The sequence below is a fragment of the Candidatus Nitrosocosmicus sp. R genome (assembly GCF_054408505.1).
On sequence record NZ_CP167090.1, the window covers coordinates 2,233,511 to 2,258,357 of the forward strand.

Below are 24,847 nucleotides of genomic sequence, written 5' to 3' on the forward strand. Positions count from 1 at the left end.
TCACAATTCTATAATTATAAAGCTAGCGTCAATTGTTGAGTGAAATTTACCGAAAAGATTGACCAATATTTTGTGATTCAGATAAGAAAGTTATGTTATAGACATGACTTGTATGATTTGTATAATTTTGTATACGCATGTTTACATTGCGCAAAGCTCAAGCCAGTACATTTTCTCTAATAATATGAGTCGCGGTATTCCATCGTTTATCCAGCTCATAGATATTGAGCGATTAAACTGGTCCGAATTTAAGAAAGAACAACCGACCAAGAATTACAAACAGATATTAACATGATATTTGAAAACGCCAAATTATATACACAATATCTATCTAACACCAACAGACAAGTACATTTCTTTTTAAAAAGTCATTTTGTTTTTCAGTTACTCCAAACTTCAGTCGGTCATACAGATGATCCCTCTCACGCTATAAACACCGTCTAGTTTTTCCAACTTCTATGGGCTCTTGCTACTTCAAACACTGGATTGTAGTCAATCTTCACCATAGTAATCAACATCATAATGTTTGTAGAATTTTAATCATATCAGCAATTTATCAAACTCCTGCTGCTGTTTCTGAAATTTTAACTCTTTTATGTATACTCCACTCTTAGTCACATATGGTGTATGCCGATGGTCTATATTACTCCATATATTCAAATTTCTCAATAATGTCGGTACACCTCCAATTTCCATTGGAACATAAAGTCATCGATATTCATTGTTTAATATTATCGGAATAATTTGAATCGGATTATAAGTATCGTTGCAAAGACCTTTCGATTATGAACTAGTCACCGCATTTATCATTTAGATAAAAAAGTGTCCAATTTGGATGAAACGAATAAAAAATATGTCTAGACTCAATTGTGTTGATTATGATAATTTGGCAGGGTTTTAGTGAAGTCTATTAATCATGAAGTCATTAATGTAGTTGGGAATACATGAATGATTATGAGTTTTATTCTGACAGGTTTGTCACTTGTGACAAGTGTGGTAATAACATGGCCTATTTGTGGCTTGAAAAAAAAGAGCAAGTGTATTTGATTAGTTGTGGTAATTGTGGTGTAAATGAGAGAAAGATGGCAGCGGCGGAGCAGGTTGCTGAGAGCAAACAGATATTTTGCTGTGAAGGTTTTAAAGATTTCTTAAATCAAGAATTACATATTGATGAGAATCCAAGAGTGTTTGAGGTTATGGGAAAACTTTTCTACTATTTTGAAAACAGTCCTACCCCAATTGTTGAACAGATAAGGTTTTGTCCCTTCTGTGGAGTTAAATCAGATATTATTGAGTTGGCGGGATAACTGATTAATAAAGTTTTGTCTTGTTTCAAACAGTATCAAGAATTGAATGGAGTTTTGGGTATGAGATGATAGCCCACGTGTCTTGATATTTGAATTTGCATTTTTTCCATGGCCTTCACCACTTTTTTTGTTGTATTTAGATCACTTAGGTTAAACTTGTCGTATCTCGAATCTTGATGTGTTTCCAAAATCAAATTATCTTCTTTAGTAGTTCATACTAATGTAAATTGACTAACTATCCGTATATCCTAGAATGTACTGTCCTTGCCTTTATAGAAAATAGAGACGACGTAATAATTTTGTGGGCTCTGTTCATTTAGCAGGTTTTGTCTTTCTGTTATGATAAATTACAAATAAATTCAACCAATTTTTCACATGCTTTAACTTGCAATTCTTTGACCTACAAGGAAAATAATCATCGAAACATTCAGTTCTGTCCTTAATATATTGCATAGTCCTTTCAATCAAACTTTTCTCTATTGAGGAATGGATATGGTGTTTTAGTTTTAGGAATCTACAATCCATTGGGTACCATGTTCCACCATCCGTAGAAACCGGATGTTTTCCATGAACCTTGACTATGCCTGACAGAAAACGCTCAGCAACAAACATGTTTCTTTCCTTGGATATAGATAGTGCGAGAATTTGTCTGTTTTGAGGCTCTATTGCTACCCAAAGCCAAATGTATTCAGAGCCAACCTTGATCAATGTCTCATCAACTATGAATTCTGAGATTCTTTTTGTTTTAGTTGAAATCTTACTAGGATGATACTTTTGAATCCAGTTCCAGATCGTCACATGATTTCTTTTGTATATCTGAGATAATCTTTCTGAGGCTTTCCTTAAGGACAGACCTGAAAAATACAAATGCAACCCATAATATACATACTTTGAAGGCGTTCTGTTTCTAGTAAGCATGAAGGAAATGGAATGCTTTCAAGCTATAGACTTGTCGCTAACTGAACAGAGCCATTTTGTGAAAGTGATCTCATATAACCCATAAGCTATGTAAATAGGAATGAATGACCGAAAAGGCAAACACGTGTATCTTTATAATATCAATCAAGACCAAGATGGCGAAGACACTGAAGACGGTATAACTGGAACATGGTCTTTTACCAAGGATGATAAACTGTCTCAAGAATTAGCAGAGATTACATTTAGGATGTCAGAGGGTAAAGATACAGATAAGGACGGCAAAAGACTGAACGAGATAATCAAAATAGTTGAACAAGATATATCGGATGTCGTAGGCTATCGAGCTACAATAAGTGATAATGGCCTATTTTATTTAGATAATGACACAGAACTAGGCAAGTGGTTTAAGGTAATGACTTGAAATAATACATAGATCCCGAGGCAATAACGCTAGAGCCTATTACTCCATATATTCAAATTTCTCAATTAGTTAGATAAACCTCCAAATGCTTTGTGACATGAAGTGGTCCAAGTATACTAGTTTTAATTAATTTATTTTGATACTTTTGATGATGGTCCTTAATGATAGAGAACGAAGTCCTTATTCAGTCTGGCTTAATTGTTCTCTTCCATTGCTATATTGAAGTAATTTGGGTAGGATATTTCCCCTCGGCATTATATGGATTCAAACATAGTTTAAATATGATATTCAAATGCCTTCGTTACGAAAATGAACCATTGCTTCCTCTGAAGCTTAAATCTGCGTAATACTAGGATTTTGAACCCAGTAATGTAAAATTTACTCTACTAAATTAAGGCACTGCGCTACTGTCCAGTTTCAAAGACTGTCCCTGAAAGATATTTCCATGAGAGTAAGATTTTCCTGTTTAGGAAATTTCGAGCCAATGTGCCTTCTAACAGTGTAAATGTTTCACCGATCAAAGACACATGGTTTGAAAGTTGTTGTTTGAAACATACATGTTACCATTGTCATGGTTTTAATCCCATTTTTGGAGAGTAGAAGGCTAATTGGTAATCAAGTCCGAAATAATCAACGACGTTGAAGAATTAGATAGGATGGGTTTTACATTGAACTTATATGGAGTTTGACAAAATAGGAGTGCAGGATATATTGTTAAGCGTATTACATTTTTGGGAAGATTTCTTATCCACCAGTTTTCTAAAGCAATGCATTGTTCAAAATATTTATTCTTAAACAACGTACCTGCACAATCACATACAAATCTTATCTTTCCAGTTTCAGAGAGCATCGACTCTCTGCTTAAATATCTAATGAAATTTTCAAGTGGGACGATGTTATAAGACAGTGAATCAATATAGTATTTTGAAAAATCCATCAACTGAAAATTGTGCTTTTTAACATTTTTCTCATAGTCGATAATTTTACTCAGAAATACGGGTGATATGCTATCATTTCCAATTTTTGCCGTAGCGTAAATGCAGCGATCACCTTGCATCAAACCTTCATTTATAAAATCAGATAATGCCTCCATCGTGGTATCATTTAGGAAAAGTTCTTTATCATCCACGGTCATTAAATCCTTGGATAATTCCTTGGTTATCTTATCACCGTTAGCCAAGCAGATGTAGTGATTACGAAATGGGTTATGGAAAAGTTTATTGTTACCACTACTGCTACTGCTTAATCCATTGGTCCAAACCAATCCGTGGTTTAAGCTCAGTAATGCATGCTGTTGAGGATTCATTCTGTCAATATCATTTCTTTTATATGCATAGACAGTGGAGATAGGAAAAGACAAGTAGCTTTGAAGTAGTTCATCGAATTTGATTAAAGCGTTTTCGAACTTCTCTATGAGATATACATCAGCCTCGATAAAAACTCTCAACCCTTCCTTTTTCATCTTCTTTGCATTTGAAACAATTTTTTCCCATTCTGCAAGAAACCTTTCAGCGTTAAAATCGCTGTAGTGGTAGTGGTACCAATTTGATATTGGAGTGATTACAACACTGTTGCTATTATCGATTCCTCTAGCATTATCTTTTCCAAATTCACTGTAGATCTTGTGGTAAAGTTTATGTATTGATGGGTCTTCTAGTATTATTAAAACAAATACGTTGTTTTCCAAACCTTCCTTTAGAAATGAAAAGCAATCATCAATCTCCGTGTCTTTGTTTGGGTATACTATAAAAATATGGCTATCATTGCCCAACAAATTAGTCAGATTCACATTAGTTCATTTTTTGTATAAATAGACATCAGAAATGTATCACATCTAATGTTGACTTTAATTCTGTCAATTCTTTATCTATAGCACCTCTATCAGACACATCTGTTGCATACTTCAGTAACCTATTGCATGCCTGGATTTGTGCCAGCATTATTTCCCTGTTATCAAGACATAGGCTATAAGATGATTCTTTAAAATGATAAGTAATACTCTTTTTCTTATTAAAACCGCAGGTCTTTGCTTCTATCAAGAATGGTGTCTCAGATTCCAAGATGTTCAATTTTGTCATCTTTTGAATTGAGAGCTTAAGGCCAACATACATCGAGTCTTTGATCTTTTCATATACTTAATACGGTTTGAATTCATTGGTATTGGAGCTTATATCCTATAAATATATAAAAACTAGGATTCATTTGCAATAAAACGATCTAAAATCAAGACAATAATTACAAAACTATTATTCTAGTGCAACTATCGGTCACTATGACCAGGGTAAATAAGAACAACCAGCGTCAAAAGTCCGGGTCAGGTAGCGAAAGCATTACTTTGCGATTTGACAAAACCACATTAGACGAACTACGCAATGAGGCCGAACACAAATTGGAAAGCGTGAACACGCTCATAAATCAAATAGTCAAGGCCTATACACTATGGCATAAGCCGGCTGCGAGCACAGGACTGATTTACATAAACAAATACCTTTATAGAGATATTTTGGCAAATCTATCAGATGAACAGGTAATAGAAGTTGCTGACAAATTCGTCAGTCACTACTTTATTGATATGATTGAAATGTTTGATAACACCGTTTCAGCCGCTGTATACATTGACATCCTGCTAAAATGGATTGAAATCTCGGAATTCAAATACCGCATTTATGAAGACAGGCAATTAGATTATACAACATACAAATTTCAGTTTGACTTAGGATTAAAGTTTAGCAAATTTATGGCTAGCATAATAAGTAACACGATGGAATCGTTAGGTCAGACAGAAATAAAGGTCGAGGTTACAGAACACTTAGTTATACTCAGGCTCCCAAAATCTATCAAACGATAAAGGATTAGGAGAAAATTGTGATATTAATATAAAATTTAGGTAGTACAGAAAGTTTAGCAATATAGATATGGCTTACATATCATTAGCCCAGTCTAACATTTAATTGTAAAAAGTATCAATCTAATTTTGGTAACATAACGAAGAAAATAAACAGATATTAGAATAATTATTATGACCAGTGATCCTCTTGGTCCCTTGGTTTATACCCACATTTGAGAAACTTCCGACCAAGCCCATTGAATAACTATAAACATATTAAAACAATGGGATGTTATGTAAAATTGAAATTTTCATGATTTATGTGATCAAATTAAAATAAAAAGGTAACCACATCAAAGCAAATATAAAAAAAAGGAATGTATTGATTCTCTAAAAAACTAATTTTCTGTTTTTACGAATGGATCAATTTTTTGCTCGCTTGAATATATATTATCTGTATTGTTAGGATCTCTCTGTTTATGAGCATGTTTGATGTGATCATCTAGTTCAATCTTATTGCGCGCAACAAGTCCACATATACTGCATCTTTCTCCGCCAGGTTTTTTATGGTCTGAATTTTTTTTTTGTGAAAACTCTTGCACCGGTGGTAATTCTGATCCTGGATCTGAACCCATATTTAAAATATTGAGGTTTGAATATTAAACTCTTTCAATAAAATCAAAAACTTTTCAGTTTATCACCAGGTGTTTTACTCATCTTGGTTTCCCGTTAGTGAAGTAAAATGTAATTTGAAAAAGGTATGAGGAATTAGTCCCTCGAGATTGCTAATAGATACTTATAAGTTGTTGTGCTTTTTCTATGTTTTCGCAAATTATTTATCCAGCATAATTCTAATCGCAACAAAAGGGCCAAATGTGTTAGGAGGATCAATTCTAAGACAGGCAAGACAGGAGCATCGCTTCTTTTAGACAAATTTTATAATTAGAAACGATGACCCGGTAGGAATCTAATAGAAAACTGGGGAGTATGCAAGATAAAAAAGTTTTTAATGCCATATTTGAGAACACAAAATTCTGCAAAAGGACCCGGAATATCAATATTAACTATGTTGTAAATATGATATCTTATTTTGAAAGAATCGAATGTATTTTCGTCATCTTCCTCATGAATGTTAGACTTGATACCTTCTTCATTTAGATCTATATGTTATCGTTAATAATCAGATACCAAAACATAGAACGACATTACAAACATCAAAAACTATTTAAGTTTAGATCCATATGGGTAGTTATTCGAAATCGTATGACCCAGATAACTCCTAATGTCCACTCAATAGAAGGTATAACTCATCCTGATCCGCGTGGAAAGGTATTTCCTTATTTGTTTGTGGAAGATCAAGATGATTTGACATTGATCGATCCTTCTTTTCTATCACAGTTACCAATAATTGAAAACTATCTGCTTGATATAGGTTATGATATCAAGCATGTGAACCGCATAATCCTAACCCATGTCCATGTGGATCATGCACAAGCTGCCAATGAAGTAAAGAGGAAATCAGGTGCCAAGATTTTTTCCCACTGGATTGAGGCAAGTTATCTGAACCAGAACCCTCCATACCTGGGTCCTCCTTCTAAACAAGAAACGGTTGAAAAATTAGAGAAGATTGGAGTCTCAATGGGCGATTTAATAAAGGAATATGGAAGTTTCGATGTCGAACCTATTAATGTTGATCAGCAGGTGTCCGATGGGGATATGATTGGGAGTCTCAAGGTCATCCACACTCCTGGGCATACACCCGGACATATATCACTATATCATGAAAAGGATAAACTTCTTCTGGGAGCAGACAGTATATACAAACACGTATTTGGTGCAGAGGGTATGTACATATCTGCACCCCAAGTATCGATAGACCCAGTTACAGCAATAGTGTCTGCACAAAGGCTCTCTAAAGTTAATTTTGATAAGTTATTGATGGCCCATCAGGATTCGCCATTGTTGGAAGGAGCTAGAGAGGCTGTCGAAACCCTAGTGACTGAAAGCATAAAAAAACTAAAGGGATAGAAGTGTGAAGCCATCTAGGTTACATTTCTGATTAACCCTGTGATAACCTCCTACGCTTTTTAGTTATACAGCAAGGATCAGTCATAGTAGTCTGGGGGTCGGGCCATTGAACATCTTTCAGTGCGTTACTCTAGGCATCTTGCTACCTGGCAAAGCCTTGAACAAGATTATATGACCTGTTACTCCAATAGTATATTAATCGTTATTAAGCTCCTCAGATACCTTTTTGTCTTATTTGTCCTGAGAATTTCATTAAATCAAATTTATTGTAAACCTACTAATCGACTTGAAAATATAAAACCAAATGAATTCAAAGTAATATTATCTCTAAATCGTGCTCTCTTGTTGATTATCCTTAGAAAATAGGATTTAAGAAAACTTTCTCCCCAGTTATCTGCTTTTAAGATCATTTCCACGCTTGGAACTATGCCTATATGCAATAACAAAAATGAGCTTTCACATAAAGATAATTTGTAGCTTGATGATTATATTCTGAAGGGATTATTACCCGATATAAGAATTATTTAAGGTAGATCCATTAGATTTGAATTGGGAAAAGATATTTTAAGTAAAATTGGGATCTAGTTATTTCATCCAGGATAGATTAATTTGCGCAGCCACTATGAAAATGATTGAAACAAATAAATAGAAAATGATAAAAGATTTGTGTATTATTGTTGGGCTAATGCGTTATTTCCAGAATTTTCTTGGTTTTGGAAGTTGAAATTGTTGCCAGAATCCTTGGTATCACCTCCAGAAACGACTTGGCTGTTCTGTCTTGATGATTGAGATTGAACAATTGCCTGGGATGCACTATTACCACCATCATCATCGTTACTCTGGGCTAATGCATTGTTACCTTCATTCTCTTGGTTTTGGAAGTTGAAATTGTTGCCAGAATCCTTGGTATCACCTCCAGAAACTACTTGGCTGTTCTGGATAGAACGTTGAACTTGTGCTATAATTTGTGATGCACTATTACCATCATCATCATTGTCATTGTCATGGCCTTTTCCACCTGCAAATGCGATGTTATTGGAAAAAATCATTCCAACTGGAGATACAGTCATTACAACTGCCATTGCTGTTACTACAGCCAAAATGGAAATTTGTTTCTTGTTGATATTGATATTAGTCAATTTGATAAATACAACATAATAATATACGATATAACTTGTATCAAAAACCGTTATCGTAAAATTATTGATAAGAATCTAATATAACAGTTTACTAGATTCTTGAAAAAGATAAATTAAAAAATTGAAGACCATAAAATCTAACATTCATGACTATTACAGTATAGATTGATGAAGATCATGGTCACGGCATTTGATCCCAGATTACTAGATTTAGTAGCATAATTCGAAAGAAGAAATTTTTGATATAGCGTCTTAGAAATTCGCTTTGTCGAACTCTTGTATATGGTCCAATTCAACCATAATATGTCATCTAATGATTACATACAACATATTTAAAGAAGTGTGTCGCTCAAAATAAGTCATCGTGCAAAAGGCCCATGGAGTGACTTTCATCATAAAAGAGATGGTAAAGCACCTCGTTATCTTGCTATTTATTAATGGTATATTCCTATTCCTTATTCACAAAAGCACAAAATCAGCAACAAGATACAACATCAAGTTAATTGGACAGCCGACTAACTACTTTGAATTTAGCGCCGCCGTCATAGGAATATCGTCTGCAGTTATTGCAATTTTGATTGTATTGGTATTCGATCAAAACGTAATGATAATCATTGCTGCTGTATTCATTTCTCTTGGGGCGGGACGACAGATTTTTGCCTCGGCACTTGATGTCATAACAACAAATCTGAACGACTTTTTGTCATCTTGGGCATCAATTCTTCATTTGTTTGCAAAGAATAGGCATATGGGGACGACAACTACAACAACAGATTGGCATTCCATCGTAAATCATCTTGAACTGATACTCATTAGCACGGGTAGGTATGATTTGCCTGTTAAACTTGATGGGGTAAAACCGGAATCTCAGCAAATATTATTGGATTATCTGGACGAGCATAAATTGGAGTTACAATATCAACAGGCTATTACATACGATGATGCTAGCTGTCTTGCATTTACCAAATACGCAATTAAACAGATGAGAGAGAAGTTGCTGTTATATAATGAACTGCAAGAACTACAGGAAAGAAGTGGAGGCGTTAATGCAGTAATCCTGATCGCATTGGGAACGTTGATTTGGTTAATTTCATAGTTTTGTGTTACTACTATTATTGTATATGCAATAAGTGAACAATAAAATCCCTGATAAGATTTTGTAAACACAGAGATTTCATCTCAACAAACCAATATATGGCGTTACCCTAGCCAGACTGTGTATTGATGGTACCGGATGTCAGAACCCAAAGAATTATCACAATATTGTTATGCCACTGGTACTAAATAGCAATTTTTCTACAACTGAATATGTTTGATATTCCTGTTCCTTGCCACAAATAACCCAAGAATAATTAATACTGCAAAGAAATGTTATAGTAAGACAGAGGACAGGTGTCATTTATCCTAGATTCAACAAACTAATCAATGCCCTTCGTGCTGCCGTGAGAATGAGGAACTATGCTAGATAAAGAATCAACTGGATAAATCAAGAATCACACACACGGTGAGAACAAAGTAGACTTGTAATGACCTGCATTGTTAGAAGCTTTTTTCCGCTAGGTATTGTATAGATACATACAACAACCATGAGGACAAATCAGTCTTCAATCAATGCTTAGTTTACTCCTGAAGGAACAAATGGAATCTGAGACTCCTTACAAATTGTTGGCCCATCATCCCTGGCATCAAAACAATTAACATCAGTTATGTTAGAAGTAGACTTTTTACAGGAAGGATCCTCGTCTGTTGTTGAACTAAAAGGTGAATTTGGAAACGCGCATTCATCTTCTGGCAGCGGTTGTCCTTGAATTTGAATTGGTAAGGTAATTAAAGTAACAGTTGTCCATAAACAAGGATATCAAATATACAAAATGAAATAATCTTTTATTTGGCACACATTATTGATCCAAACCTATTTTATAAGATTTGCTATTACTTTTGAATATTTCCTCATCCTATGACATACATTAAATTAGTGGTTAAAACCAATATGGGTCTCGTTAGACATTCAATAATAATAATTCATTGTATTTGGTAACCAATATTGATAACAATTCATTATAATATAACCAGATCTTAGTTCATAATTTGAATAATCAGTGATTGAAAGTAGAATAGATCTATTCGTTTCTCATTATCGTAAAATTAAAAAAAATCAAGCGATTTGGAATCGTAATATATCTATTACTAAACCCACGGAAACCGATCCTTTGATGATCTTGATGAGACCCAAAGAAAATTCCTGCTAGATGATTGTCAATAGGATATGCGTTTGAAAAAGGTTACACCAGTGAATAACCCAACCCACAAATTGGACCGTTAACAATATAACTTCGACCCGGCCATATGGGATTTCGAAGTATTTGTTAGGTTCTTTATTATCATTTGAAAATTTCAGGCCCATAGATGCATCATCTTGATTTTCTAATGATATATTCGTATTGTAATTCGTTATGGTAACAATATAGCCAGAAGTCCTACTTACCTATTGATTTTTCTTCTACTCATAAACTGAAAATAACTGTATTAACAGATGTAAAATATTTCTTAGATATTATTAAATAATTCGTTTTGATAATATACTTATGTTTCCAGATCCGACAGTGTTTCCAGATCCGACAGAGTTTATTTCTGAATTTATTCTACCATCCTTTAGAAAAATTCTAGTAACCCATGATGGAGAAGATAAATCAAATAAGGCGATTAATTACGCTATTTATTTATCAAAATTGTCTGGTGCCGAGATAACAATTCTACAAATAATTACTGATACAAAACAATTAAGAGACACTTCAGGAAATATCTCTAACAATCGACCATATTCACCATCGTCATCACAATCTTCTCCAAAAATATCAAACCCCCAGTCAACTGCTGCAAGAAAACAAGATTACATGAAGTACATTGAGGGAGACTTGATAGATTCGATGGAAGAGAAAATAAAGAAAATTGAACATGCTGGTTGTAAGAATAAAGTTTCATATAAATTTAGGACGGGTAACATAATAGATGAAATAGTAGGCGAAATTAATGAAATGAATTATGACTTAGTTATATTAACATCTTCTCATTTAAGTTCCTGGATGGAATCATTGTTTAGTAACACAAGGAAGATAATAAGTAATATACACACCAGTGCTTTGATACCGCAATAAATATCATTATTACCGCACCCTTATGATTTCGAATTGAGCAGCGTAATTAATTTCATTGGATAGCTTTCTAAATATGCAGGTAGACAGACAATATAGCTGCACTACAATTTAGTAGAATCAGTTCATTTTTTAATTTAACATTTATTTTTATCTAATCAAATCATATATAACATACGATGCATCATCCTTTTCGCTACCTTAAATAATGATTATCAAAATAACAGAATCTCAACGCATATGATCATAACTCAACCAAACCATGGATTTTGGTCATACTTCATTTTGAATATGTTACTCAATTCTAGAAAATCAGGAATAACTCTTTATATTCAATGCTCAACCGATCATTTTCTCTCATTTTGAATCTCAGTTGGACTAGCTAAATAATTTGCTGAAGGCTAATTGTAAATATTAAAAAAATAAGGGCCATAGATTATTTATCGAAAATATCATTGTTGTGAAATCCAGTAAACCGATATTGATTTGCATGGTAATCTTTTATATTTGGATAGACCATGAATATTCAATGAATTTTAAGCCTAAAACATTTTGTACTTTTGTACTAATTACTTTTGGTCTTTTTAGTATCGTTGAAATCAACTTATATCAAATATCGTATGCAACAATCTGTTTCGATTGTCCTGATGCGAACTTTCATTTAGATGAAGCTAAGAAATCAATAGATAACGGCGACTATAACGGTGCAAAAAATCACATCGACCAGGCAAAGCAGTCGATTGGCCAACATGATTCCCCTAATCAGACTGATAGCCTGAAGACAACCAATAATACTAATGCTGCAGTTGAATAAAATAACCCTGCCTCAATAGCTGGATTATTAATATATCCATTATTTCTACAGATTTTACTAATTAAGAATCATGTAATTATTAATTAGTGCCCATAGCGACTGAGAAAAAACCATTGCTAGATTTATCAACTCTTTCTTAAGATCAACAATAATCTATTATCCGAAGGAACTTATTCCCCCCACTATTCCGGCCTAACCATCGTTTGAAAATTAGAATTTTGTCTATGCGATATAAATTCAAACATGAACTATAGATTTAAGTGAATATGACCTAAATTTCACGGTGTATATAGATCATTTAAGATTAGAAAAAGAGTGGGATCTCGTTTTCACATAAATAACTAATCCCACGTCCTATCGTAATTATTAGACAAAAACCTAGCAAAATTGTATCGTTAACAGTGTGGATTAGACCCAGCTCGTTGAATTTATAGATATATCTTAATCATAGTCATAATTTGGTTGACTAATAAAGTTTTTAAATCAATATATTTTCTGCGAGTACAGTGGTTTCCGATTTTGCTGGTATTATTTTTGGAGTAGTTCATACATTGATGTATCAAATAATTAACGCCGATTATTGACCCGAATTCTTATTCTTTCTTTCTTTTATATATTCAAAGAATAAGGTTGATAACCCACCGGCAAATCCTGCCATTATTAATGTTATCATCGAACCATAGGCTGACCAAAAGTTTTTTAGTTCTTCTTGAAAAGTTAATGGCTCGATTACATTAACTGTGAAATTCCCATTTTTGATTTCGTACCCTTTAGTATCAATAAATATTGGATATTTATTCTGGAAATCGATAAAATTCGTAGGAAAATTGGATCCAAATGAAATATTGGCCGTAATCGGAATAGCATGTATCCCTATTTTAGCATCTTCTGGAACACTAATTCCGATTTGGACAGGTTCGGTAGTTGAACCGCCGATTGTGGAATTAGTAAGATTATCGTTTTGATTTATTAATTCAATATCAAGAGATGTATAATTTTCTAAGCCAGATAAATCGGTAATGGCAGATATTTTGCCACTACTTGATAAGATTTGCAGTCCTATTGTTTTTGTTTCACCCTTTCTTAAAGTGATATCTTCAGGTGATGTAGATATTGTGAATGCATCATCAGGAATATTTATCCAATTAGTTAAATCGATTCCTATCGTCCCATCATTATATGATACTAAGTTATAAAACATCATTCTGTATGATGGGCTGACAGAAATTTTTCCCATATCGATAGAAAATACCACATAATTGTTATTCCCCTCAAAACTATTGTAACCACTATAGTTTTGTTGCAGATCTATCATTTTATATTGACCCAGAGAAGAATATTCCAGTAATAGTTTGTTCCAATTCTGCAAATTTACTGAACCAGTGTTGTTAATCCATTGGAGTTCTAACTGGTAGTCAACACCTTCTTTACCCGTTGAAGAATCCCTGTCACCATCAATTAATATCCCATATGCTACGGAAGAGATATTCTTGATATTGTCCGATCTCAACAGATTATCACCAATCCACATTGTAGAATTTAATTGGTTCATTTTTTCAAAAAATGCAACTCTTTGTACATCTAGTGCCGACGTTGAGAGGGCATTAAATGACTTGTTTTGAACTATCTCTCCGGATTCTAAACTTATTATTTTAACATCCTTCAATTCGTCCATTATTTCTTTTCTTGGAATATCAGAATAAAAGGAGACAACAAACATTGGAATAAAATATAATAAAAGGCAAGGAATTAGACAAGCTACAACAAGGATTAGTGACTGCATATTCTTAACAAAGCAAAGGTTGACGAAAAAGTTATTTGATTGTTGCTTGTAAATTACCATCTAAATACAACCTGGTAGTAATAACCAGCAGAAAAGATGTACTATTTCAACATCAATTAATCAGGTTCGGTTAGTCCGGGATTAAATCATCCACCCTTTGGCTAAAGATGGAAGACAATTTGAGTTCTAAATCATTATTGTAATATCGAACATAATAGTAAATAATCCATGTTGATGGATATCAAGTGGATCAAATAAATATTAAAATTGAACGGTTGTCTTAACATAACCATAATGCTTCTTCATTCCTTTGCTTTGTTGTCTTTGTTTGTATTGATCTCATTTTTTACATCAAACATAATCCTAAGTAATAATTCAATCCTAGGAATTTCATTCCAGAAGGATTGTTGTCAACCCCTGCTTCTATCCCCTATGGCCTCTTCAGGAAATAACCTCTATATTGTATGGCCAGATAATAAGACTGGAAATTGGGAATTATTTTTTACTAGAAGTATGGACGGAGGACATATTTTTGAGGTGCCAATCAACTTAAGTAATAATACGTCTTTTTCAGCCAATGCTACCATAATAGCTCATGAAAATCATGTATCCATCACATGGTGGGATAACAAGACTGGCGAAATACAACCGTTCGTAAGGTCAAGTCATGACAACGGCGAGAATTTTGAGAATGCTTTGCTGTTAAACACTTCTTTCATTGGTTAGAAGTTTCAGTGTATAGTCAAAATAACATCCAGAAATTAGTAATAGTAAATAGGAATTGAATTCATTATTCAATCAATCTGAGTATTTTCCATTATTTTTTTTACAATTTTCTAGGTTTGTTTTTTTATGTCAGTGATATATCTTACTCTTTTACCTTGTTTTCTTAAATTAATTATTCTGTCTTGGATCACAGATGATTCAAAAATTAATGGTAACCCATCTGTAGTTCCATAACCGCCTAATTGAATGACTGAATTAAAGTACTTTAATGAAACTATTTGTTATATCTGCGGGGTTTTCAAGAATCTTAAAAGACAAACCTATCCCCCCTGAGACTAGATGAATTAGGTGCATAATAAACAGATGGGAATGCGTGCTCTATTATCAAAAAATGATAAATTTCATATTATTTAATACTAAACATAAAATTTCTAAACTCTAAGGTCGATTATAACTTATCAATAGTTTTTAAATTAACAGGGTGTATGCCTTTTAAATTCTCAATACACTAGTTAACTGGCTGCATCTTACTTTTTATTTGGTCTAATATAGGCGTATTAAAATATTCTAGATTCATCTTATGGTCATTTTTTCCATGATTTATAACTTTTATAATTTCTGTTTCATCATCCCCCTTTACTACATAATCGTAATCAAACCTACAATTGAAATTGATAAGATCTTTAATTCAACTCCTGATTTATTTGGAGGCAAAAAAACCCAAACTAGGAGAATATGATCAGGCATTAAATACTAGTTTAATCGTTATCTATTGAAAAGAATACATCTTCATTTCGGTACGGATGATTTGAATAGAAGGCATGCACAATCGTCTAACTTGCTCCTACTTTAGTCAAGTCTAGATAAATAAATTTTATTGTAATTAAATACCATCCTAAACATATCTCACTACCGTATACACCATCTCGTAGACTCGAGATGAATCCTAAAATTGGATAAGGATGCCATAGCATACCAGAACACCCTTTTTCCCAGCCTCATTACTAGTGCTACTGTATCTTTTTAATACTTCAGGATTGACCTATACCGATAGGAACTAAATAGATAACAAAGTAGAAAGCATCTATATTACTATATTACTATATTACTATATTACTATATTACTATATTACTATATTACTATATTACTATATTACTATATTACTATATTACTTATTCCATCGTTCCAAGGCAAAGACTACGTTCAACTGCTATCCTATATCACCAGTCAAGTCTAGTGCTGATTCGGTTGCGATGATATCTTATATTGCTAAACTGGCTTGTCTTGTCCATAGTCTCTACCGCCGATGACCTTCCATATTCTCTATACGAACCTATTCTTCATCAGCGGAAACCTGAGTTAAAAAAAATCAATTACGACCAGGGATGAATGAGGAGACTATAAAGAAACTTGTAACCTAGAATTCCGACTCATTGTTCTGTCAAAACACCCACCATTGTATTCATATACTGTGGGAAATTGTTATTTATGTAAATTACAACCATCAAGTTAGAATATCTAACTATAGTAACTATTTACTCAATAGCCTCAACCAGTGCTATCTAGCTTTTTATTAACGGGTATTAGTTACTCATATAGCATACCAGTTATTCTACTATTAATTGTAGAATAGTCAATACATATGATCATTATTAATATAAAAGAATAATGGGTACAATAGAATCATATGTAAACTAAACTAAACAAGTAGAGATATAATGAGCGGTTCAGGGAAGATTCAATTTTTGATGTAAAGAGAGATATCATGGTGAAAATTAACCTCTGGGTTTGATATGAAGGTCAACAATAATGGCATTGGTTATAATATTTCAGATTGTATAAATAGCTAGGATCACATAGGTTTTTGAATCTTTCATTGTTATCCGTAGGACAACCTTCTAAAGAAGTTGTAGTATATCGATTTGGAGACTCGAGAACCCTTGTTAAATATGAATCAAAAATGTGCAGGTTCATATTCATCATATATTATCATTATGAAACAGACAAAGACACAGTCTATTGTAATCAATCGGTTTTATAATCACTTGACATTTAGAACCATATTTTTGACATGTTTGATGACATAATAGGACCATTATTGCTAGTACTTATTTAGATTTAGTTTTAATCAAAATGTTCAATTTTTAACGGCCAGAATTAGATTTTGATATTAAATAGGATTATCATTAAGAGATACATCCAGGTTAGAAGTAATAAGCCTAACCTAATTACTGAGATTTGAGAGATGTCATGTCAATGCAGAAGCGATACTTTACATCTGCGCGGGACAATCGCTCATAAGCCTCGTTGACCTTCTGAATTGGAATAATTTCTACGTCAGAGGTGATGTTATGCTTGCTACAAAATTCAAGCATTTCCTGAGTTTCGGCGATACCTCCAATAAGCGAGCCCGAGAGGCTGCGACGATTAAACAAAAGGCTTAAGGCAGATATAGCATGGGGCTTGTCCGGCGCGCCGACGAGTGTTAGGTTGCCATCGGGGCGGAGTAATTGGAGATATGCATTAATGTCGTGCTCTGCAGAGACTGTGTCAATAATAAAGTCGAAACTGCTTACGTGCTTGCTCATCTCATCGGTATTTCGCGAAACAACCACTTCGTCTGCGCCTAGGCGCACTGCATCTTCTTTCTTATTAAGGGAAGTAGTAAAAACTACGACATGTGCTCCAAGTGCATGAGCAAACTTTACGGCCATATGACCTAGGCCTCCTAAACCTACCACCCCAACCTTTTTTCCTGTTGTGACGCCCCAATGACGCATGGGGGAGTATGTCGTTATACCAGCGCATAAAAGAGGAGCAGTCCCGGCGAGATTCAAGTTCGAAGGAACGTGTAGAACAAAATGCTCCTTGACCACAATACTGTCAGAGTAGCCCCCATATGTGACACCTCCAAGGTGAGAGTCTGGAGAGTTATAGGTTAAGGTCATGTGTGGACAGAACTGCTCCAGACCAGACTGACAGTTGGGACAGTTACCATCGGAGTCGACCAAACAGCCGACTGCAGCGAGGTCACCGGGCTTGAACTTGGAGACAGCGGAACCGACTTTGATGACACGGCCGACGATCTCATGTCCAGGAACGCATGGATAGACAGTAGGCATTGCACTCCATTCATTACGTACTTGATGTAGGTCAGAGTGACAAATACCACAGAAAAGGATCTCGATCTGAACGTCGCCATCGCCGGGATCGCGTCTAGGGATCGAGGTTGGGACTAGTTGAGATTTTGGGTCAGCAGCAGAGTAAGCCCTTGATTCATACTGCCCACGTGACTGGGAACTAAATTGAGTGGTTGACATGACAGTATGAATGTGGAAAGGGTATAAATTGATTAGTCATGGGTGGCTCACACCCCTCATGAAGGTTACATGCATTTCTGTCTTTATCTTTTTGTTTTGAGAGCGGTTAATGATGATTCAAATGATGAGTATAGATTAAATAAAAAGATAGGAAATGTGGTCAAAATGTTGTTTTATCTTGTGAAAGAAGTCGTGGTATTCTATATGTTACTAATGTAAATAGAGGACAGCTATTAAGATAGAGAGTTGATTGTTGTAATAGTTTGAATGAGAGTATAGCGAATATGGTAAGGATATAGATTAATAATCTTCGGCGACATTAGCAGAAATCATTCCAACACTAATTCCATCGTTTGCTCTGTACAACTATAAGCAATGAAAAGTGAAAGAGACTTTCCATCATGCAATCAATAGAATACAAATAAATCAATTGTTGTGAGCCGTTGCAATTAATACATCCCACGGAAAACTAAGTATCCCAGTATTATCTGCAAATCGATTAGCGCTTACTTTCGATTCCTCTTTTATACTTGAAAATACATGCGTGCCTTTTGACTCAATCATTGAATGTATTGAATTGGCAGTAGATGACATATAGTCGGACCAGTACTCATCATAGGTACCAGCTTTATAAAGAAATGTGTATTTTCTAATTGATATATCATGAAAATTTGCATTTTCTAATGCATCGTATAAATCATCCGGATTACCAAAACTATGAACTGATGGAGCACCTTTGGGTCTTATATCAGGAATATATTTTAAGATAGAATTCGTTATACAGCTAAAATAAGGAACACCTTCAGAAGTTCCATGTACAGATATGATCAATTTTCCTCCTTTGATCAAGATATCGTTTAGTTGTTTAAGAACATGCACTGTATTTGGAAAAAACATCAAGCCAAACTGACACAAGATCTTATTAAAAGAGGCGTTACGAAAACCTAAATTCTCCGAATCCATTTCGATAAAAGAAGATTCTGGGAACCTATGATATATCGACGATTTAGCGATGGAAAGAGCGACCCTTGATATATCAATTCCCACCAGAGCAGATATATTATTAAAATGATCACCTTTGCGGTTATTATAGATCTGTTTAATTACTTCATTTGCAACTGCACCTGTTCCGCAAGCTAAATCCAAAACCATGTCCTTTTTATTTATTTCGGCTAGTTTAACCAATTCAATTGTAGATTTGAAAGGTCCTGTGTAAGTACTTGCCCAATCCTCATGGTATTTAAGAGCAACAGTATTCCAATTTAACCTTGTATTATCCTTATATTGAATGGAATCAAAATTATGAGGAGTAGAAGTCAAAGATTAATTACCCAATTCCCTTATTAGTATTCATGGATTAATAATTATTATCATGATTAATATTTTCTGTCTTGAAATTAATTTTTTCTCCCTCCAAATCACAAGAATGTATGAGAGAAGTATCTATTGTAAAGGACATTGAGTAATTCAATGATACTAGCTAACCAATTTCAACATCATCGCATAACAACGTAAGATTCGATCCATGGCGTTTATTAATAAAAAAATATTATTGATGTAGATATAGCAAATTCATATCTTTATCAGGTACAATAATATGTAGTATAACATGTCTTCTGATAACAAAGCAAGTCTAATTCTAGACTTGTACAAAATATATGATACTTATAGAGATTCCAGACTATGGTTTTTAGATGAACTAGATGCAATTAGTTACAAAGAGTATCATGAAAAATATTCTGGAACATCAAAAGAAAGGTCGCATTTTATTGCAGTGTGTGGGTTCTTTGAGTTATCTGGTACACTTATTAATCATGGTCTAATACCCGCAGACATATATTTTGATATTTTTAATCCTAGCCCATTTTGGCTCAAAGCAAGATCTATAATAGAAGGAATGAGAGAAACAAGACCCCATATATATGAAAATTTTGAGAATCTAACTAGAAAAAGAACCAATTGGAAAGAGAAAAATCAAAAAATTTAGAACAGGATAGAAAGGCATTTGATTAATGTTTGTAGATTATCTAATAAGGTCCAGATAATCTACAAAGAGATCCGATAATACAACAATTACATAATTACAAAATAATCAAAATTATTAGTTTCTTAACATTAGGCCTGAAATTTGTACCGCTAACGACTTAAATCAGATCCCAAATGTGTAACATGAAATCATTTGCAGATTTTGATATACCGCTTTGGAATTCTTGCTTGATTGTACAAGATATTTATTTATACTAGTTATAAATACCAATACGATCTGTTAATGATAGAGAAAAAAACCATATTTGCTTTTAGGATTCCCATCTTAATGGCTGCACTGATAATTCCAGTTTTATCTATTGGAATAAATCAATCCTATTCAGAGGAGACATTTGTGTATGTTTCTAATGGCGAAGATGGAGATATTGCAGTCATGAAGCTAGATCCTGAAACTGGTGACATGAAAACTGTGGAAAAGGTTCCTGCTGGACCCAATGTAATGCATATGGCATTGAGTCCCGATCATCGATTCCTTTATGCATCTATTCGTTCAGAACCTTTTTCAGTGGTTACTTATTCAATCAATCCTGATACAGGTAACCTGAATGAGCTATCTAAAGAATTACTTCCTTATAACATGGCTTACATCTCAGTGGATCAAACGGGACGTTTTCTTTTTTCAGTATCGTATAGTGATGCTAAAATTGCGGTAAATCCAATAGGGCTCGATGGGATTGTTAAATCAGAACCTATTCAGGTAATTTCCACAGGTCCTAATCCCCACTCGATTTTAGCTGATCGAACAAATCAATTTGTGTATGTACCTCATTTGGGAAATGCCCAGATAAAGCAATTTTTGCTTAATGCATCCACAGGAATTCTTACACCAAATGATCCAGAGGCGGTATTCACTAAAGATGGTTCTGGACCAAGGCATTTTGATCTCTCACCAGATAACAGATTTGTGTATGTATCGAATGAAATGGATGGCATGGTTTATTCATATAATATAAACAATAAGACTGGGATTTTAACTGAAATACAGAGAATTTCAGCAATTCCTCTTGACCTAGGTCTTGAACCCCCAACTCCTGCCGGCGGAGATGGAGATGGAGAGTCGGGAATGGAAGATGAGGAAGTTAGTACTTTTGGAGTTGCAGATATTCACATTACTCCTAATGGTAAATGGCTATACGTAAGTGTCAGAGCTACTAGCACAATTACTACATTTGGTGTGGACATTCACTCAGGGAATTTGACATACATTGGAAGTTATGATACTGAAAAGATACCACGTGGTATTAATATCGATCCTAGAGGTAATTTTGTTATTGCAGCGGGGCAGGAATCAGGCTTTGTATCCGTACATGCAATTAACCAAGAAACCGGTGCATTAAAACTCTTGAATAGATATGAGACGGGCAAAGACCCTAATTGGATCGAAACTGTTGAATTTAAGTAAGAATCCACTATAGACATTTTGAGTTTGGGAAAAGTCCCAGCGTAATAGGCAATTTATTTGGTAATTACAAACCTGGTCACTCAGAATAATATCGTAAAAGTTCCATCATGTTCAGTTCTAATTATCAAATACTATATCAAAACAATAGTTTGGGATATTGTTTTGTTCAGGTGATCAAAACCACATTTTTAATTCTAACATAAACTATTTCTCAATGGCAATCGACTATTTGACTACATACTATGTCTTAATTTGTTTTGCTTATTTATGTACTTGCTACACTGAAAAAAATGAGACCTTTAATCTCAAATACTTAAAAAGTGGAATTTAAAGCCGTGTTTATTGATGACTGCAGCCGGTGCAAATACAAACTTGATGCAGACAGTCATTTTAGATATAGAATTTGCTTCATGACTTCAGGTTTTTAATAAAAAATGAGGTTTATAAGCAATGTTGAATAATTATTATACAAGGTGGGTTTCCCTGTTTACCGAAGTCAATCAATATGAAATGGTTCAAAGACAAAACCAAGGGCATGAAGATAGTACCCTAAACTCATATTATGATGATCGAAGCGGGTATCGGATGAAAATTTCAGCCTTGAACGATAGTAGTATTGTGGCTTCTCCTCCTGACGGCGATAAGAAAAATGAATTGGTTGATATCAAATACAACACGTCATTTCCAAATTTAACAAGTCAAATACGGATTCTAATTATCGAATCTGAACCAGACATCCGTTTATTATTTAAAACCTATCTTGATTTGGTGGGTGCTGAATCAATAACTGCTGACGATGGAGATAAGGCTATTGGTATTTTCCAGGAAGATAGAAACCATGGTAGAAATTACGACTTCATTCTAATAGACACTCATTTGAAAGGTAGACTGGGTATTGATGTTGCAAAGAAAATATACTCTAGAAGTCCAAATCAAAGAATAGTTTTGCTAACAACCTATATGAGAGAAGAATTGTCTCAAGCGGCTTTAGACTCTGCGGCGATTAATGACAAAGACATACTCGTCATGCCATTTAAGCTAGCACAATTGCGTACAGTATTAAATCGGGAAAGTTGTTAACTCATAATTTAACTTGTATTCATGCAAATATGGTGTTAACTCTAACATGATAACTGTATTAACTGATAATTTTCTTCTAAATTCATATGATTTTGAATAATTAGATTGAGAATTTTAGTAATATGAAATCCAATTACTGTATGTTTATTTTTTTTTGAATAAATCGTAAATTCACAATTTATCATCTTCGGAACGATTTTGAGTCAAAAAATAATGAAGAGGACATGTGCGCTACTTAACTATTCAATTACTATATGTTTAAAAGCCTTCCAAACGATAAAAGAGTGAACCATGTGTCAAGAAAATCTGTAAAAAATAGTGTCATTAGTCCCAAAACTGGAAATATCAATAGCATTGAACAATATTCGAAGGCAAAAAGCAGTGGAAAACAAAAACTTTCAGGTGTGGGGAAAACAATTGTTTTATCAAATAATGTTCCCGGATATAGGGATGAAGATGATTTTAACATCAAAATAACTCAAGCTCATAATAATGAAAGAAACTTGATTTCTACCCTTGATAATATTAACTTAAAAATTATAGAAGAATTACTCAATAATGGAGACATAAAAAGTTCTGAGATTGCTACAAAGCTTGCGATCCCACTTTCAACTATTCAAAGGAGACGGACAAAAATTGAGAAAACCATTGTTCAAAAAACCTATGAAATGAGTTTAAATCAAATGGGATTTAGAACTGCTCTTATATTTGCAGATGTTCAAAAGGGTAAGGCAAAGGAAACTGGAGAAAAATTGCTCAAGAGATATGACCATTATATTCTTAGAGCATCTACAAGAATAAATAGTTCCAATAATCTATGTCTTGAAATTATTTATGATAATTCGGAGGAACTACATGCTCTATTAGAGGAGATAAAGGCCATGCCTCTGACGACCAGTGTCGATTGGTCTGAACAAGTTTATCCAATTGGTGACAATGTTTCTAGCGTTGTTAATTTTGCGTTAACTAGGAAAATAAAGGAACTAGAAACCAGTAAGAATAATTAAGTTAGCAATTTCTTTTTATTCATTTAAAAACAAATGATGCAAAAACCCGAATATCCGATATCTAATCTTAACCAAGTTATAGTAAATCATCTATAAATGAAGCACGGTGATTTATTTGTCATATATTCTATTTTTTTTGATTTAATGCATCACGAAACAGTTAAAAGATATATTTAAATCCCATAATGAACAAAAATTAGATGTATATTGCCAGAAAGAGTAAAACGGTTCAATATTGGTAAAGTAACCAACTCTAGACAGAAAGACTTGAACGGCGATTCTACTAAGGAAGAAAAATCCAAAAGTAGTGATTTATCTAATAAGAATGAGATAGATCAATTATCTAATCCAAATATCACTGATAATAATTATTCTCACATACATCTTGATAATATTAACTTAAAAATTATAGAAGAATTACTCAATAATGGAGACATAAAAAGTTCTGAGATTGCTACAAAGCTTGCGATCCCACTTTCAACTATTCAAAGGAGACGAAGTATGTTAGAAAAATATTCTGTATTGGAGAAAACTTATACTCTGGATCCCAAAAAACTAGGGCTTAGGATATCGGAAATCTCCATTAATACTAAGAAAGGAAACAGTCATGAGGTAATGAAAGAAATTTACAAAAGCCATAGAAGAAATATAGTTGATATGTCTTTAAGAATAGGAGATCCTGATACAAACATCTCTTTTAGAATCGTATACAAAAACTCGGTTTTTTTATTTAACCTTTTAGAAGAAATAAAGGAAAATGAAATGGTAAACGGAGTTAGCTGGTCTGAATATATCAGTGAGAAAAAAAATAATCAGTCTTCTTTTGTTGACCTATTTTCCTCTTAATTAATCTACTTTTCAAAAGTCAAAAAATCA

Annotated in this window: 21 protein-coding genes; 13 read left to right on the forward strand and 8 right to left on the reverse strand. The window is 33.7% G+C overall.

Going from position 1 to position 24,847, the window contains the following annotated elements; genetic code table 11:
• Positions 1-944 precede the first annotated feature (944 nt).
• Entirely contained in the window at positions 945-1,307 is a 363-nt protein-coding gene (locus AAGU22_RS11490) for a hypothetical protein (RefSeq protein ID WP_458719245.1), read from the forward strand.
• Positions 1,308-1,619: 312 nt separating this feature from the next.
• Here AAGU22_RS11490 and AAGU22_RS11495 read toward each other — a convergent pair whose 3' ends face one another.
• Positions 1,620-2,225: a DDE-type integrase/transposase/recombinase gene (locus tag AAGU22_RS11495; protein ID WP_458719246.1), complete on the reverse strand. Its 606-nt coding sequence runs from the start codon at positions 2,223-2,225 to the stop codon at positions 1,620-1,622.
• Positions 2,226-2,325: 100 nt separating this feature from the next.
• Here AAGU22_RS11495 and AAGU22_RS11500 point away from each other — a divergent pair, with 100 nt between their 5' ends.
• Positions 2,326-2,646, forward strand: coding sequence for a hypothetical protein (locus AAGU22_RS11500; protein WP_458719247.1), 321 nt, complete (start codon positions 2,326-2,328; stop codon positions 2,644-2,646).
• Between the two features lie 604 nt (positions 2,647-3,250).
• Here the strand turns inward: AAGU22_RS11500 and AAGU22_RS11505 are convergent.
• On the reverse strand, positions 3,251-4,435 hold the full coding sequence (locus AAGU22_RS11505; RefSeq protein ID WP_458719248.1) for an MEDS domain-containing protein: 1,185 nt from the start codon (positions 4,433-4,435) through the stop codon (positions 3,251-3,253).
• Between the two features lie 28 nt (positions 4,436-4,463).
• Entirely contained in the window at positions 4,464-4,757 is a 294-nt protein-coding gene (locus tag AAGU22_RS11510) for a hypothetical protein (RefSeq protein ID WP_458719249.1), read from the reverse strand.
• Positions 4,758-4,918: 161 nt separating this feature from the next.
• Between AAGU22_RS11510 and AAGU22_RS11515 the strand changes: the two genes are divergently transcribed.
• On the forward strand, positions 4,919-5,494 hold the full coding sequence (locus tag AAGU22_RS11515) for a hypothetical protein (protein ID WP_458719250.1): 576 nt from the start codon (positions 4,919-4,921) through the stop codon (positions 5,492-5,494).
• Positions 5,495-5,871: 377 nt separating this feature from the next.
• Here AAGU22_RS11515 and AAGU22_RS11520 read toward each other — a convergent pair whose 3' ends face one another.
• Positions 5,872-6,108: a hypothetical protein gene (locus AAGU22_RS11520; RefSeq protein ID WP_458719251.1), complete on the reverse strand. Its 237-nt coding sequence runs from the start codon at positions 6,106-6,108 to the stop codon at positions 5,872-5,874.
• A 628-nt stretch (positions 6,109-6,736) separates the two neighbouring features.
• Between AAGU22_RS11520 and AAGU22_RS11525 the strand changes: the two genes are divergently transcribed.
• Complete coding sequence (locus AAGU22_RS11525) at positions 6,737-7,501, forward strand: MBL fold metallo-hydrolase (protein WP_458719252.1); 765 nt, start codon at positions 6,737-6,739, stop codon at positions 7,499-7,501.
• 671 nt (positions 7,502-8,172) lie between these two features.
• Here AAGU22_RS11525 and AAGU22_RS11530 read toward each other — a convergent pair.
• Positions 8,173-8,640: a hypothetical protein gene (locus AAGU22_RS11530; RefSeq protein WP_458719253.1), complete on the reverse strand. Its 468-nt coding sequence runs from the start codon at positions 8,638-8,640 to the stop codon at positions 8,173-8,175.
• 364 nt (positions 8,641-9,004) lie between these two features.
• Between AAGU22_RS11530 and AAGU22_RS11535 the strand changes: the two genes are divergently transcribed.
• The 3 genes from AAGU22_RS11535 to AAGU22_RS11545 all read left to right on the forward strand — a co-directional run bounded on the left by AAGU22_RS11535 (position 9,005) and on the right by AAGU22_RS11545 (position 12,606).
• On the forward strand, positions 9,005-9,736 hold the full coding sequence (locus tag AAGU22_RS11535; RefSeq protein WP_458719254.1) for a hypothetical protein: 732 nt from the start codon (positions 9,005-9,007) through the stop codon (positions 9,734-9,736).
• A gap of 1,489 nt (positions 9,737-11,225) precedes the next feature.
• Positions 11,226-11,795, forward strand: a complete 570-nt coding sequence (locus tag AAGU22_RS11540; RefSeq protein ID WP_458719255.1) for a universal stress protein — start codon at positions 11,226-11,228, stop codon at positions 11,793-11,795.
• A gap of 526 nt (positions 11,796-12,321) precedes the next feature.
• Positions 12,322-12,606 (forward strand): hypothetical protein, encoded by a 285-nt coding sequence (locus AAGU22_RS11545; protein WP_458719256.1) that lies wholly within the window; start codon positions 12,322-12,324, stop codon positions 12,604-12,606.
• Positions 12,607-13,183: 577 nt separating this feature from the next.
• Here AAGU22_RS11545 and AAGU22_RS11550 read toward each other — a convergent pair.
• Positions 13,184-14,326 (reverse strand): hypothetical protein, encoded by a 1,143-nt coding sequence (locus AAGU22_RS11550; protein ID WP_458719257.1) that lies wholly within the window; start codon positions 14,324-14,326, stop codon positions 13,184-13,186.
• Positions 14,327-14,683: 357 nt separating this feature from the next.
• Between AAGU22_RS11550 and AAGU22_RS11555 the strand changes: the two genes are divergently transcribed.
• Positions 14,684-15,115, forward strand: coding sequence for a hypothetical protein (locus AAGU22_RS11555; RefSeq protein WP_458719258.1), 432 nt, complete (start codon positions 14,684-14,686; stop codon positions 15,113-15,115).
• Positions 15,116-17,344: 2,229 nt separating this feature from the next.
• On the opposite strand, the gene AAGU22_RS11560 is transcribed toward AAGU22_RS11555, so the two are convergent.
• Complete coding sequence (locus AAGU22_RS11560) at positions 17,345-18,436, reverse strand: NAD(P)-dependent alcohol dehydrogenase (protein WP_458719259.1); 1,092 nt, start codon at positions 18,434-18,436, stop codon at positions 17,345-17,347.
• Between the two features lie 426 nt (positions 18,437-18,862).
• Complete coding sequence (locus tag AAGU22_RS11565) at positions 18,863-19,756, reverse strand: class I SAM-dependent methyltransferase (protein WP_458719260.1); 894 nt, start codon at positions 19,754-19,756, stop codon at positions 18,863-18,865.
• A gap of 289 nt (positions 19,757-20,045) precedes the next feature.
• On the opposite strand from AAGU22_RS11565, the gene AAGU22_RS11570 reads away from it, so the two are divergent.
• The 5 genes from AAGU22_RS11570 (at position 20,046) to AAGU22_RS11590 (ending at position 24,817) form a co-directional block, all read left to right on the forward strand.
• Positions 20,046-20,423: a DUF4760 domain-containing protein gene (locus AAGU22_RS11570; protein WP_458719261.1), complete on the forward strand. Its 378-nt coding sequence runs from the start codon at positions 20,046-20,048 to the stop codon at positions 20,421-20,423.
• A gap of 282 nt (positions 20,424-20,705) precedes the next feature.
• Positions 20,706-21,884, forward strand: coding sequence for a lactonase family protein (locus AAGU22_RS11575; RefSeq protein WP_458719262.1), 1,179 nt, complete (start codon positions 20,706-20,708; stop codon positions 21,882-21,884).
• Between the two features lie 450 nt (positions 21,885-22,334).
• Positions 22,335-22,964: a response regulator gene (locus AAGU22_RS11580; RefSeq protein ID WP_458719263.1), complete on the forward strand. Its 630-nt coding sequence runs from the start codon at positions 22,335-22,337 to the stop codon at positions 22,962-22,964.
• 293 nt (positions 22,965-23,257) lie between these two features.
• Positions 23,258-23,971, forward strand: coding sequence for a winged helix-turn-helix transcriptional regulator (locus tag AAGU22_RS11585; protein ID WP_458719264.1), 714 nt, complete (start codon positions 23,258-23,260; stop codon positions 23,969-23,971).
• 207 nt (positions 23,972-24,178) lie between these two features.
• On the forward strand, positions 24,179-24,817 hold the full coding sequence (locus AAGU22_RS11590) for a winged helix-turn-helix transcriptional regulator (RefSeq protein WP_458719265.1): 639 nt from the start codon (positions 24,179-24,181) through the stop codon (positions 24,815-24,817).
• The last annotated feature ends 30 nt before the right edge of the window (positions 24,818-24,847 follow it).